Genomic DNA, 11,839 nt, shown 5'->3' on the forward strand with positions numbered 1-11,839 from the left:
ATCGGCCGGGTTTTTTTATGCGCGACGCTGCGGCCGCGCGGGAACGCTAGCCTCGGGGCCGATGCGGCGATTCTCGAGCTGGCCGATCGGTATCGAGTCTCGCGAGCCCGGGCAATCTGCTCAATCTGTCTGAACAGACTCGCATGTGCCGCGTTGCCCCTGCGCGGCGACTTCGGCCTCTCACGCCAACTCCACACTCGCTTCAAATTCGAGCCGCCACGGCTCGGCCAGCAATACTTCGTCACAATTAGGCTGCTCGCCGCCGCGATCCACCACGACAAAATCGCTCACCTGATCGAGCGCGAGCAGCGGATGGTGCCAAACACCTTTCGCGTAGTTGACGCCCTGCCAGCCGTCGCTCCAGAACGCCCGCATCCGCGCCGGATCGAACTCGCCCGCCGGCGCCACGACCACCAGATAGCGGCGCGCCGTCAAGGGAAGGAAAGCCTGACTGCCGAGCGCATGCCGTTCCATCATCGTGATTTCGATCGGCAGCGAGCGCGGCTGCGCCCGAAACAGATTGATCAGCGGGCGGCCGCCATTCTCCGTCACGTCGACGTTCGCGAGGTCGTGATAGCGCTCGGTCGTGCCGCCGTTGATCGGAAAATGACGCGCGCCGTCCAGTTCGATGAGCTCGCCGAATTGCGCGAAGGCCGCGCGCGTCAGACGTTCCATCTGCAAGATCTTCATCGACGTGGCTCCGTTATACGATCTCGCCCCACAAACGCAGGCGCGACACGCCACCGTCCGGGAAGATATTGAAACGCACGTGCGTCACCGGTCCGAGCGACGCGAGGTCGTTCGCGAAGCTGTGCACATGGTCCATCTGCAGCTTCTGTTCACCCAGCAGCACCGGCCAGAACATCGCCTGGGTGACGAGCGAATCGTCCGTGCCGCCCGTTACCGAGGCCGCCTGTAGCGAACAGCGGTCGGGGTAGTTGCCCTTGAAGTGCGCCGTATCCACTTCGATCTTGCGAATCACGCCCGGGCGGGCGAGCGCGACGATCGCCCAGTCGTTGCCCGGCTCCCGACGGCGCCGCGTTTCCCAGCCGTCGCCCATATTGACGCCACGGCCCGGCATCAGCATCTGCGAGGCCGGCCCGAAATGCTGGTTGTTCGCGGCGACAAGGTACGCGCCATTTTCGATCGCGGCGAGATCCAGCAGCGTGCCGCGCTCGACACGTTCCCAATCGCGCTTCGGCTGGCCGTACACGCGCAGGCGCGCGAGACCGCCATCCGGATACAGATTCACGCGCAGATGGGTGAACGCGCGGGCGTCGTTCACTTCGACGTAATGGTGGTGGTTGCCCTGCAGCGTGGTGGCGGGCACGAGCGTTTGCCAGTCGGCATTGTCGGGCGGCACGTCGCCGTCTACGTAGCACGCGTCGATCGACGCGGCCGGCGGAAAATTGCCTGTGAAGTGGCTCGTGTCCAGATCGACACCATGCACGACGCCCGGCCGCGCGAGCCGGATCACGCAATAGTCGTGGCCGGTGGTGCGCTTGCGGCGGGTCTCCCAGCCGTCCATCCATTTGCCGTGGTCGTCGTACTTGCCGGGGATGAACACCGCCGGCTGCGGCTCGAGCATGCGCTCTTTCGGCGCGAAGAATTCATCGCTCGCGTAGAGCGCCTGCGCACCCAGACGCGGGTCGGCGAGGTTCATGTAGCGACGGGTGAATACGGGAGCGTTGGGGTCGAGGATCGGATTAGCCATAGTGTTTCAGTCAGGCGACAAAAAGTGAGGAAGAGCCAGCGGAGTCAACGCATCCGCCGGGGCAAGGCGCGCGCCGCTTCGGCGCGCTGGATAGGACTGCCGATTCCGGAGCAGCGGCATCGGACTGTTGGTTACGGGGCGCCGGTTGCGAAGCGCCGGCATCTCGGTGCTGGTTCCGAAGCGCAGGCATCGGAGCGCTCGTTCTGGAGCACCGGTTGCAAAGCGCCGACATCAGCTCGCTGGGTTTCGGATTGCTCTCATCAAACGGCCGGCACGTGCTGGCCAGCGGCGGGCTCAGTGCTCGCGTCTTCGCCCGCGGGCACATAGCGCAGTGCTTCGTCGCGGTTCAACACGCGATGAGCGCGTGCCCGGTCGATATCGTTTTCCCACACGGCAACCACCACGGTCGCCACGCAATTGCCGATCAGGTTAGTCAGCGCGCGGGCAATGCCGACGAACCAGTCCACCGGCAGAATCAGCACGAGGCCGAGCACGGGGATCGCCGGAATCGCGGATAACGTTGCGGCGAGAATCACGATCGCCGAGCCGGGAATGCCGTGCGCGCCCTTCGAGGTCACCAGCGACACCAGCACCACCACGATCAGATCGTGGATCGACAGCGGCGTATTGGTAGCCTGCGCGATAAAGATCACCGCAAGCGTCAGATAGATGGAGAAGCCGTCCAGATTGAAGGAGTACCCGGTCGGAATCACCAGCCCGACAGTCGAGTCCTTGACGCCCATCCATTCGAGCTTGCGCATGATCTGCGGCAGGACGGCATCGGACGAAGCCGTTCCGAGAACGATCGACAGCTCTTCGCGCAGATAGCGGATCAGCTTGAAGATACTGAAGCCCGCCAGACGCATCACGATGCCAAGCACGACCGCCACGAACACAAAGCAGCTCGCGTAGAACACCAGCACCAGCATGCCGAGTTGCTTGAGCGACTCCACGCCGTACGTGCCGGTTGTGAAGGCGATCGCACCGAGCACACCGAGCGGCGCGAGCTTGATAATGAAACCCATCACGCGGAAAAATACCTGAGAGAGTTCGTCGATCAGACTGCTGACGCGCTGCGCCTTACTGCCCAGCAAGGAGAGCGCCGAGCCGAACAGCACGGAAAACACGAGAATTTGCAGGATGTCGCCGGTCGCGAATGCGTTGATCGCCGTGTCGGGAATGATCTTCAGCAGAAAGCCGGCTGTGTCCTTGAGGCTCTTCGCATTTTCCGTGTAGGTCGACAGCGAAGCGGGGTCGAGCGAATGCAGATCGATGTTCATGCCGACGCCCGGCCGCGTCGCATAGGCCAGCACCGCGCCGATCACGAGCGCGATCGTTGTCATGACCTCGAAGTAGACCACCGCCTTGAGACCCACGCGGCCGACCTTGCGCAGGTCGCCGGCATGCGCCATGCCGCTCACCACCACGCAGAAGACGATCGGGCCGATCACCATCTTGATCAGCTTGAGAAAGCCGTCGCCGAGCGGGCGCAGCGACTGCGCGAAATGCGGGAACACGGCGCCGATCACAATACCCGCCACCAGCGCTATGACGACCCGGCCAAACAGTGAATTGAAGAATTTCAACACGGCTTCCTCCTGGTTACGATTCACATCTGTTCAGACTGGTCCGACCAGTTCTGTTATCTCGAATAGTAGGAAGCCGATATACTGGCGTCAAGGATTCGTTAAATAGCGTTTACCCGCTGTTTTTTAATCGTTTTGAGACTGGATTGCACGGGCAAAACGGCTCCTCCCACGAGCGTCCAGAACGCGTATTACAATGCTGGTCAGACCGCGCATCCCTAGTGAGCCACAATGAAAAACGTTCCGCACACCGTCACTGATGCCGCCATCGCGACCATCCGCGAACGGATTGAAGCGGGCGTTTATCCGGTGGGCAGTTTGCTGCCGGCGCAGCGCCAGCTCTCCGAAGAACTGGCGATCAGCCGCGCGTCCTTGCGCGAGGCGCTCTCGACACTCGAAGCGCTCGGTCTGTTGATGATTCGCCCCGGCAAGGGTGTCTACGTGGAAAGTGCGCAGGCTGCCGCCGCGCAATCGTGGCGGTTCGCCGAGCAGTCGTCGCTGCCGGATACGTATCAGATGCGTTTCGCGCTGGAGGGCTTTATTGCGCGCATGGCGGCGCTGGCCGTCAGCGATTCCGACCTCGCCTGGTTCGAAGACAACATCGCGGCCATGCAAACAGCACTCGCTTGCGACGAACTCGACGAAGCTGCCCGCCTCGACTACGACTTCCACATGCGAATCGTGAACATTGCCGGCAACGCGGCGATCGAGTCGATCCTGAGCAGCAGCGCGGAAATCATGAAAGAAAGTCAACGGATGCCGTTTTACCGGCGTGAACTGGTGCTTTCAACGTACACCGAGCATCGCGCGATTCTCGACGCGCTCAGGGCGCGTGATTCCACTGCGGCGGGCAAGGCGATCGAAACCCATATCTCGAATGCCGCGCAGCGCGCGGGTGTCTATTTCCCGACGCCGCAGGCATAAAAAAACCGCTCCGAAGAGCGGCTTTTTGTTTGGCCGGGCACCGGCCCAAGGCCGGCAGCAGAGGCACACGAAGCGGAACCTGTTTACTTCGCGTTAGCCAGCGCCACAGCCGTGTCCAGCATGCGGTTCGAGAAGCCCCACTCGTTGTCGTACCAGCTCGACACCTTCACCAGACGGCCCGAGACCTTGGTCAGCGTTGCGTCGAACGTCGACGAAGCCGGGTTGTGGTTGAAGTCGATCGAGACCAGCGGCGCCGTGTTGTAGCCGAGGATGCCCTTGAGCGCGCCTTCCGATGCTTCCTTCATGATCGCGTTGACTTCCTCGACCGTCGTGTCGCGCGCGGCGATGAACGACAGGTCGACGATCGACACGTTGATCGTCGGGACGCGAATCGCGTAACCGTCCAGCTTGCCGTTCAGTTCCGGCAGCACGAGACCCACCGCCGATGCGGCACCGGTCTTGGTCGGGATCTGGCTATGCGTGGCCGAACGCGCGCGGCGCAGGTCTTCGTGATACACGTCCGTCAGAACCTGGTCGTTCGTGTATGCGTGAATCGTGGTCATCAAACCGTTCACGAGGCCAATCTTGTCGTTCAGCGGCTTGACCAGCGGTGCCAGGCAGTTGGTCGTGCACGATGCATTCGAGATCACCGTGTCCGATGCCTTGAGCACATTGTGGTTCACGCCGTAGACGATGGTTGCGTCGACGTCCTTACCGCCCGGCGCCGAAATAATGACCTTCTTTGCGCCGCCCTTGATGTGCGCGCTGGCCTTTTCCTTGGTCGTGAAAAAGCCCGTGCATTCCAGCACCACGTCGACGTTCAGCTCGCCCCACGGCAGTTCTGCCGGGTTGCGGTTAGCCAGCACGCGGATCTTGTCGCCATTGACGACGAGGTAGTCGCCGTCCACCGACACTTCGCCCGGGAACTTGCCGTGCGCCGTATCGTATTGCGTCAGGTGAGCGTTGGTCTTGGCATCGCCAAGATCGTTGATGGCGACGATTTCGATATCGTGCTTCTTGCCGTTTTCATAGAAGGCGCGCAGCGTGTTGCGGCCGATCCGGCCGTAGCCGTTGATTGCGACGCGAATCGTCATGGTCTATCTCCTGATGGCTGAAAAAAAATCGTCCATGTTGGCCTGCTCTTCGGGCGCAGCCGCGTGTGGGGCACACGCGGCCACGCTTGCCTGAAGATCAGCCGAGTGCGGCTTTCGCCGTCTCCACCACGTGCTCGACGGTGAAGCCGAAATGCTTGAACAGCACGCCAGCCGGGGCCGATTCGCCGAACGTGTCGATGCCGACCACGCCGCCTTCCAGACCCACGTACTTGCGCCAGAAATCCGTGACGCCCGCTTCGATCGCGACGCGGCGCACGCCGTGCGGCAACACGCGTTCGCGGTACTCGGCGTCCTGCTTGTCGAACACGGTGGTCGACGGCATCGACACGACACGTGCCGCGATGCCTTCGCGAGCCAGCGGCTCAACCGCGTTCAACGCCAGTTCGATTTCCGAACCGGTGGCGATCAGGATGATCTTGCGCGCGACGATCTCGTCGTTCCAGTCGCGCAGCACGTAACCGCCCTTCTCGATGTTGGCGATCTGCGCGTCTGTACGCTCCGAGAACGGCAGGTTCTGACGGCTGAAGATCAGGCACGACGGGCCGTGATGTTCGACCGCGTGCGTCCAGGCCACCGCCGTTTCGACCGTATCGGCCGGGCGCCACACTTGCAGGTTCGGAATCAGACGCAGGCTTGCGACCTGTTCGATCGACTGGTGGGTCGGGCCGTCTTCACCGAGGCCGATCGAGTCGTGCGTAAACACGAAGATCGACGGCGCTTTCATCAGCGCGGCCACGCGCAACGCGTTGCGGCTGTAGTCCGAGAACGTCAGGAACGTGCCGCCGAAGGCCTTGAAGCCGCCGTGCAGCGCGATGCCGTTGATCGCGGCGCTCATGCCGAACTCGCGCACGCCGTAGTTCACGTAGTTGCCGGCAGCCTTGCCTTCAGCGTTCACACGCACCGGCTTGGCGGCCTTCCAGTTGGTCAGGTTCGAACCGGTCAGATCGGCGGAGCCGCCGAGCAGTTCCGGCAGCACGGCCGACAAACCTTCGATCGCCTGTTGCGATGCCTTGCGTGTTGCGACGGTTTCCGCGCGTTCGTTTGCGCCGGCGATGATGGCCTTCGCCTTTTCCTTCCAGTCGGCGGGCAATTGCTTCGCGTCACGGCGCTTGAATTCAGCGGCTTCCTGCGGGTACTTGGCCGCGTACGCAGCGAACGCCTTATCCCATTCGGATTCGATGCGTGCACCGGCTTCCTTCGCGTCCCACGCTGCATAAACTTCTTGCGGGATCACGAACGGCTCCCACTTCCAGCCGATCTTTTCACGCGTCGCCGCGATTTCCTTGTCGCCGAGCGGCGAGCCGTGCGAGTCGTGGCTGCCGGCCTTGGTCGGCGCGCCTTCACCGATCACGGTCTTGCAGCAGATCAGCGTGGGCTTGTCCGATTGCTTCGCTTGCCTGATCGCCGCGTCGACAGCTTCGACGTCGTGGCCGACCACGTTCGGGATCACGTTCCAGCCGTAAGCTTCGAAGCGCTTCGGCGTGTTGTCGTGGAACCAGTGGACCACTTCGCCGTCGATCGAGATGCCGTTGTCGTCATAGAACGCGATCAGCTTGTTCAGCTTCAGCACGCCGGCGAGCGAGCAGGCTTCGTGCGAGATGCCTTCCATCAGGCAGCCATCGCCGACGAACACGTACGTGTGATGGTCGACGATCTTCGCGTCAGGTTTGTTGAATTCGGTGGCGAGCAGCGATTCGGCGAGCGCCATGCCGACTGCGTTTGCCAGACCCTGGCCGAGCGGGCCAGTGGTGGTTTCGACGCCCGGCGTGATGCCGTATTCCGGGTGACCCGGCGTCCTGGAATGCATCTGACGGAAGTTCTTCAGCTCTTCGATCGGCAGGTCGTAGCCGGTCAGGTGCAGCAGCGAGTACAGCAGCATCGAGCCATGGCCGTTCGACAGAATGAAACGGTCGCGATCGGCCCACTGCGGGTTCTTCGGATTGTGGCGCAGATGACGCGACCACAAAGCCACGCCGATTTCGGCCATGCCCATCGGCATGCCCGGGTGGCCGGAATTCGCTTTTTGAACGGCATCCATGGACAACGCGCGGATTGCGTTGGCCATCAAGGAAGTGGGTGCGGGAGACGGGGTCGTCATGTCGAGTCCGGAGACAGAGTCAGAAAGCGGTGCGCGCTTGAGGACCGGATGCTCGAATGCCAGTCCACTGCGGCGCACGGTGCGGCGCCACGAGACGCGAAACGGGCAGAGCAAACGGACAAGGCTGAAAGCGTGACATTCTAACAGAACGTTGACCGCGGCCCGCTCGGAAAGGCGCCTGGTATCGCAGTCCGGTCGTGCCGGCTGACAACGCGGTTCGACGCGACTGCCGCGGCGCGCGGTGCGTCGGCCCTTTACAATCGGGCAACCTCGATTCACTGTCTCAATGTGCCACTGCGCTCCGGAAGGAGCCCGCCTCTCATGAGCGCCTCCCTGTTGTTCCACCCGAGTCACGACGCCGTCTACGGCTTTGAGCACGCGCGCCGCCTTGCGAGCGTGACGTCACCGTACCAGCACATCGAGGTGTGGGACACGCCGCAGCTCGGCCGGCTATTCACGCTCGACGGCCGCCCGATGACCGCGGTCGGCGACGAATTCATTTATCACGAATGCATGGTGCATCCGGCCGCGCTGGTGCATCCCTCGCCAAAAGCGGCGCTGGTGCTGGGCGGCGGCGATGGCGGCGCCGCGCGGCAACTGCTCAGGCACCCCAGCATCGAGCGGATCGTGGTGGCGGAACTCGATGCCGAAGTCGTACGCCTGACCCGCGAGTATCTGCCCGAGGTCCACGGCGGCGCTTTCGCCGATCCGCGCGTCGAACTGGTGATTGGCGATGCTGCGCATTTCGTCGCGGGCGCCGCCCGGGCGGCGACGGAAGCGGCACGGGCTACGGTTACTGCAATGTCCGCGGCAAAACCGGCTGCGGGTGCGGCGACGACGACGGCCCCAGCCGAAGTCAAAACCGAAGCCTCCGCCTCCGCGCAGTTTGATCTCGTCATCTTCGACCTGACACCGCCGGATTCCCCCGCTGCGGGCCTATATACACCGGACTTCTACATGCAGCTCAAGCGCGTCATGAGGCCGACCGCCGCGCTCTCGTTGCATCTCGGTTCGCCCTATTTCCACCCGCGGCGCGTCGCCGGCCTGCTCGACGATCTACGCGACACATTCGCCTTCGTGCGCACGATGCACACCTTCGTTCCGCTCTACGGCTCGCTCTGGATGATGGCGACCGCCAGCGACACGCTGGACCCCGCGGCCCTTGGCGTCGAAGCGCTCGCCGAGCGTATTGCCGCGCGCCAGATCGACGCGTTGAAGCACTACGACCCGGCCCTGCATGCGGGACTGTTCTCGGCATCGCGCTCCGTGCGCGATAAACTAAGTCAATTCTTAAAGCCATCGAGCTAACGCGTGGGCAAAATGCACGGTTCGGTCGGCGCGCGCTATCGGTGTACCCATACGCGAGCGCCCGCCCGGCCTCGCAGCATGCATCCCGCAACCCCAATAGATCCGGAGAACCCCATGACCGCCTCCCGCCCAGCCGGTGTGCCCTGGTTGACCCCCTATCTGACGGTGCGCGACGCACGTGCCGCGACCGCGTTCTTCGAAGCGGCATTCGGTTTCGAGCTGCGTGACAGCGTCCAGGACGACGGTGTCGTCATGCACGTCGAGATGACTTACCAAGGGCAGCTGATCGTGATGTTCGCACCGGAAGGCGCGTTCGGCTCGGCGGCGAAAACACCGAAAAGCGCGGGCGCAATTGCGCCGCAATCGTTCTATGTCTATGTCGACGATGTCGACGCGGTTTACACGCGGGCGCTAGCCGCCGGCGCAAAATCGCTGAGCGAGCCACAGGATCAGTTCTGGGGCGACCGGTTTGCCCAGGTCGAAGATCTGGACGGCTACCGTTGGGCGCTCGCTCGCCACCTTTCCTGAACCAATGAGTATTTTTCTGATGCCTCGTTTCTTCGTCGGTACGCCTCTCAAGCCCGACGACATCATGCAGTTGCCCGATGACGTCATGCGCCACATCCTCGTGCTGCGTTTGCAGCCCGGCGATTCGATCGTGCTTTTCAACGGCGAAGGCGGCGAATACAGCGCCGAACTCGTCGAGGTCGAACGCCGCTCGGCCAAGGTGAGAATTCACGAATTCCGCAATATTGAAGTGGAAGCGCCGTATCACCTCACCCTCGCGCAGGGCATTGCCGGCGGGGACAAGATGGACTGGCTCATCGAGAAGGCGGTCGAACTGGGAGCGTCGTCGTTCGTGCCGTTGACCACCACGCGCAGCGTCGTGCGTCTTTCCGGCGAGCGCGCACAACGGCGTCACGTACACTGGCAGGGCATCGTGCGGGCGTCGTGCGAACAGTGCGGGCGCAATCGCCTGCCGGAAGTGATGCCGGTGCGCGAGATCGCCACATGGCTCGGCGCGCTGCCGCGCACACCTGAAGTCGGAGAAATGCGCATTCTGCTGTCGCCACGCGCCAGCATCAGCTTTTCGGCGCTGCCCGCCAATCCGCCGTTCGGGCGAGTGACCGTACTGGTCGGACCGGAAGGCGGTTTTTCCGCGGCGGAAGAAGCCGCGGCAACCGATCATGGATTTACCGCGGTCGGTCTCGGTCCGCGCGTGTTGCGCACGGAAACCGCGGGCATCGCCGTGCTCTCGGCGTTGGCGGCCCGCTGGGGCGGCTGGTAAGCCAGACTACGCGGCACTCGCAGCGCGCCCGCTTGTGTTTTGGATAAGCGAGACGGCAGTCGAGAGCCAAGCTGGTCGGCTGTCCGGCCTTGGAGCCAAGTCAAACCAAACCGGGCCAAACTAAATGAAGCTGTGGCTTCAAAACCCGGTGCCTGGTTCACATGCCAAAGCAAAGGCCCGCCAGTTGGCGGGCCTTTCTCTTTCCTGTGCGGTAGACGGCGCTGAGATAAATCCTCCCGCGCGAACCGTCCGGCAAATCTCAGGCAAACGAATAAAACACCCGGAACGCGACCTTACGTTCGGCCCAGAACTCGGCCGCTTCACGGAACACGTCGAGAAGCGTCTCGCGCCCTTCCTTGTCGAACTTTTGCGCAACCGGCAGTTGCTCGAGCACGATCACGAACCCCGGCTGTGCGCCTGCCTTCTGGACCAGATCGGTCAGGCAATCGTAGAGCGCGTCGTAATTCTTGCCGAAATGCTTCGGAAACAGGAACGACGTTGCGATGGTCTCCAGCACTTCCTGTTTGGACTGAGCGTTCGCACAGTACGCGTATAGAAAGTGCTGGCCGAGTTGATTGGCCTCGTCAGCTAGATCCTGCACGCGAAACGCGCGGATCGACTGTACGATGTTTGGTCGTACGGTCTTGAAAAGGCTCATGGGCTCCTCGTTCGATGAAACCACAGTGCTGCCTTCGCTCTGGTTATCCCTGCCCTGGTCGCCGGCACGCATCCGCATGACGCGCTGGAACAAATTGCCGTCGCCGGCCGCGAAAAGATCCGTCGCGACTCCGGAGTCGTGCGCGTAGACGTTGTCGCTCATGCCGTTCATCCCGATGTCATTCAACAATACGATTGAAACTGGTGTAATGGTCGTCCGAGTAGTAACAGTTGTCGATCCGCTGTTGCGGACCTCCGCAGACGATGCGACGCGCCCCGCGGTTTCGTGAACGAGGCGTGAGAACGGTGTATTCGTGGTAATAGCCGCGCCGATGCGGCGGTAGCAACCGTTCGCGATTGCCGAATACGATGCCGTCCTTCTCATACGGGTAAGGCCCGCCCGCGGCAATCAAGTTCAAAGTATTGACCGCTTCGCGTGGCAACTGCGCCGCCGCGATAGTGCCCTGCACCTGTGCTTGTGACTCGGCAGGTGCCGTGTAGTCGCGCGCAAACGCGCCAGGCACGGAGCCGCATAAAGCGCAGAGCGTCAAAGCACCGGTCAGCACGCCTTTAATGCGCCGCCACTTGCGTGCCATGAATCAAGGTTCCCCGCTGTTAGATCACGAGTTTGACGACCATGAAAGTCGTAAGGGTATCGCTAAAACCCAACAGAATCAACGTTCGCCGGACAGGCAAAAACGCCCGATCGCGCGAGAAAGAGCCACGGAACGGGCTTTGACGACTTTTGACAGAATATTTAGCTTGTAAAGGCTAAAATTAGCTGAATTGAGCGGATCAGGCGCGCCCAAGCCTACAGGCTACCGATTGCGCAACGATTCCGTGCAGGGAAAGCCTAGCTGTTCCTACAGTCTCTGGGAGGCAAAACAGCCTCGTCGGGCTCTTTTAGGGTGGCAATCCCCTGTTCACCCGCAGGCGTGCCCATTGCGGGCACGCCTTTTTTTTGCATGGCGCCCGCTTAGGCGACGCCACGCTTTTAGTCCCTGATCAAATCAGCGGGACGCGATTACATCCGCCACCAGCAGCGCCGTCATGTTGACGATCCGGCGCACCGTGGCCGAAGCCGTCAGCACGTGCACCGGTTTGGCCGCGCCCAGCAGCATCGGCCCAATCGCGATGTTGTTGCCCGCA

The 11,839-nt window shown here is 62.4% G+C and carries 12 protein-coding genes; 4 read left to right on the forward strand and 8 right to left on the reverse strand.

Annotation, left to right across the window (positions count from 1 at the left end; translation table 11 throughout):
* Nucleotides 1–180 precede the first annotated feature (180 nt).
* From PQR53_RS21425 to PQR53_RS21435, 3 genes are all read right to left on the reverse strand, one after another.
* Nucleotides 181–690: an ureidoglycolate lyase gene (locus PQR53_RS21425; RefSeq protein WP_408458019.1), complete on the reverse strand. Its 510-nt coding sequence runs from the start codon at nt 688–690 to the stop codon at nt 181–183.
* Between the two features lie 13 nt (nt 691–703).
* Nucleotides 704–1,714: an allantoicase gene (gene alc, locus PQR53_RS21430; RefSeq protein ID WP_408458021.1), complete on the reverse strand. Its 1,011-nt coding sequence runs from the start codon at nt 1,712–1,714 to the stop codon at nt 704–706.
* Nucleotides 1,715–1,974: 260 nt separating this feature from the next.
* On the reverse strand, nt 1,975–3,303 hold the full coding sequence (locus tag PQR53_RS21435) for a C4-dicarboxylate transporter DctA (protein ID WP_408458056.1): 1,329 nt from the start codon (nt 3,301–3,303) through the stop codon (nt 1,975–1,977).
* Between the two features lie 228 nt (nt 3,304–3,531).
* Here PQR53_RS21435 and PQR53_RS21440 point away from each other — a divergent pair, with 228 nt between their 5' ends.
* The gene (locus PQR53_RS21440) at nt 3,532–4,224 is read left to right on the forward strand and encodes a FadR/GntR family transcriptional regulator (protein WP_408458024.1); all 693 of its coding nucleotides are present in this window, start codon (nt 3,532–3,534) and stop codon (nt 4,222–4,224) included.
* An 83-nt stretch (nt 4,225–4,307) separates the two neighbouring features.
* Here the strand turns inward: PQR53_RS21440 and gap are convergent, their stop codons facing one another.
* Nucleotides 4,308–5,318 carry a type I glyceraldehyde-3-phosphate dehydrogenase gene (gene gap / locus PQR53_RS21445; protein WP_408458026.1) on the reverse strand — a complete coding sequence of 337 codons (1,011 nt, stop codon included), beginning with the start codon at nt 5,316–5,318 and terminating at the stop codon, nt 4,308–4,310.
* 97 nt (nt 5,319–5,415) lie between these two features.
* Nucleotides 5,416–7,437, reverse strand: coding sequence for a transketolase (gene tkt / locus PQR53_RS21450; RefSeq protein ID WP_408458028.1), 2,022 nt, complete (start codon nt 7,435–7,437; stop codon nt 5,416–5,418).
* Between the two features lie 321 nt (nt 7,438–7,758).
* Here tkt and speE point away from each other — a divergent pair, with 321 nt between their 5' ends.
* The 3 genes from speE to PQR53_RS21465 all read left to right on the forward strand — a co-directional run bounded on the left by speE (nt 7,759) and on the right by PQR53_RS21465 (nt 10,033).
* Nucleotides 7,759–8,745: a spermidine synthase gene (speE, locus tag PQR53_RS21455; RefSeq protein WP_408458031.1), complete on the forward strand. Its 987-nt coding sequence runs from the start codon at nt 7,759–7,761 to the stop codon at nt 8,743–8,745.
* A 114-nt stretch (nt 8,746–8,859) separates the two neighbouring features.
* Nucleotides 8,860–9,273 carry a VOC family protein gene (locus PQR53_RS21460; RefSeq protein ID WP_179734398.1) on the forward strand — a complete coding sequence of 138 codons (414 nt, stop codon included), beginning with the start codon at nt 8,860–8,862 and terminating at the stop codon, nt 9,271–9,273.
* A 19-nt stretch (nt 9,274–9,292) separates the two neighbouring features.
* Nucleotides 9,293–10,033, forward strand: coding sequence for a 16S rRNA (uracil(1498)-N(3))-methyltransferase (locus tag PQR53_RS21465; RefSeq protein WP_408458034.1), 741 nt, complete (start codon nt 9,293–9,295; stop codon nt 10,031–10,033).
* Between the two features lie 259 nt (nt 10,034–10,292).
* On the opposite strand, the gene PQR53_RS21470 is transcribed toward PQR53_RS21465, so the two are convergent.
* The 3 genes from PQR53_RS21470 to PQR53_RS21480 all read right to left on the reverse strand — a co-directional run.
* Nucleotides 10,293–10,853, reverse strand: coding sequence for a barstar family protein (locus PQR53_RS21470; RefSeq protein ID WP_323043186.1), 561 nt, complete (start codon nt 10,851–10,853; stop codon nt 10,293–10,295).
* Between the two features lie 16 nt (nt 10,854–10,869).
* On the reverse strand, nt 10,870–11,286 hold the full coding sequence (locus PQR53_RS21475; protein WP_408458036.1) for a ribonuclease: 417 nt from the start codon (nt 11,284–11,286) through the stop codon (nt 10,870–10,872).
* A gap of 414 nt (nt 11,287–11,700) precedes the next feature.
* Nucleotides 11,701–11,839, reverse strand: a 139-nt coding sequence (locus tag PQR53_RS21480; protein WP_408458059.1) for a phosphate acyltransferase, incomplete at its 5' end; no start/stop codon positions are given.

It is taken from the genome of Paraburkholderia fungorum (assembly GCF_046027605.1).
GTDB lineage: Bacteria > Pseudomonadota > Gammaproteobacteria > Burkholderiales > Burkholderiaceae > Paraburkholderia > Paraburkholderia fungorum_F.

What these genes read in the sequence shown, in the direction of transcription:
- PQR53_RS21425 (WP_408458019.1), bottom strand. Translation starts at nt 690, where the DNA reads ATGAAGATCTTGCAGATGGAACGTCTGACGCGCGCGGCCTTCGCGCAA.
- PQR53_RS21475 (WP_408458036.1), bottom strand. Translation starts at nt 11,286, where the DNA reads ATGGCACGCAAGTGGCGGCGCATTAAAGGCGTGCTGACCGGTGCTTTG.
- PQR53_RS21470 (WP_323043186.1), bottom strand. Translation starts at nt 10,853, where the DNA reads ATGAGCGACAACGTCTACGCGCACGACTCCGGAGTCGCGACGGATCTT.
- PQR53_RS21440 (WP_408458024.1), top strand. Translation starts at nt 3,532, where the DNA reads ATGAAAAACGTTCCGCACACCGTCACTGATGCCGCCATCGCGACCATC.
- alc (WP_408458021.1), bottom strand. Translation starts at nt 1,714, where the DNA reads ATGGCTAATCCGATCCTCGACCCCAACGCTCCCGTATTCACCCGTCGC.
- PQR53_RS21460 (WP_179734398.1), top strand. Translation starts at nt 8,860, where the DNA reads ATGACCGCCTCCCGCCCAGCCGGTGTGCCCTGGTTGACCCCCTATCTG.
- speE (WP_408458031.1), top strand. Translation starts at nt 7,759, where the DNA reads ATGAGCGCCTCCCTGTTGTTCCACCCGAGTCACGACGCCGTCTACGGC.
- PQR53_RS21465 (WP_408458034.1), top strand. Translation starts at nt 9,293, where the DNA reads ATGCCTCGTTTCTTCGTCGGTACGCCTCTCAAGCCCGACGACATCATG.
- gap (WP_408458026.1), bottom strand. Translation starts at nt 5,318, where the DNA reads ATGACGATTCGCGTCGCAATCAACGGCTACGGCCGGATCGGCCGCAAC.
- tkt (WP_408458028.1), bottom strand. Translation starts at nt 7,437, where the DNA reads ATGACGACCCCGTCTCCCGCACCCACTTCCTTGATGGCCAACGCAATC.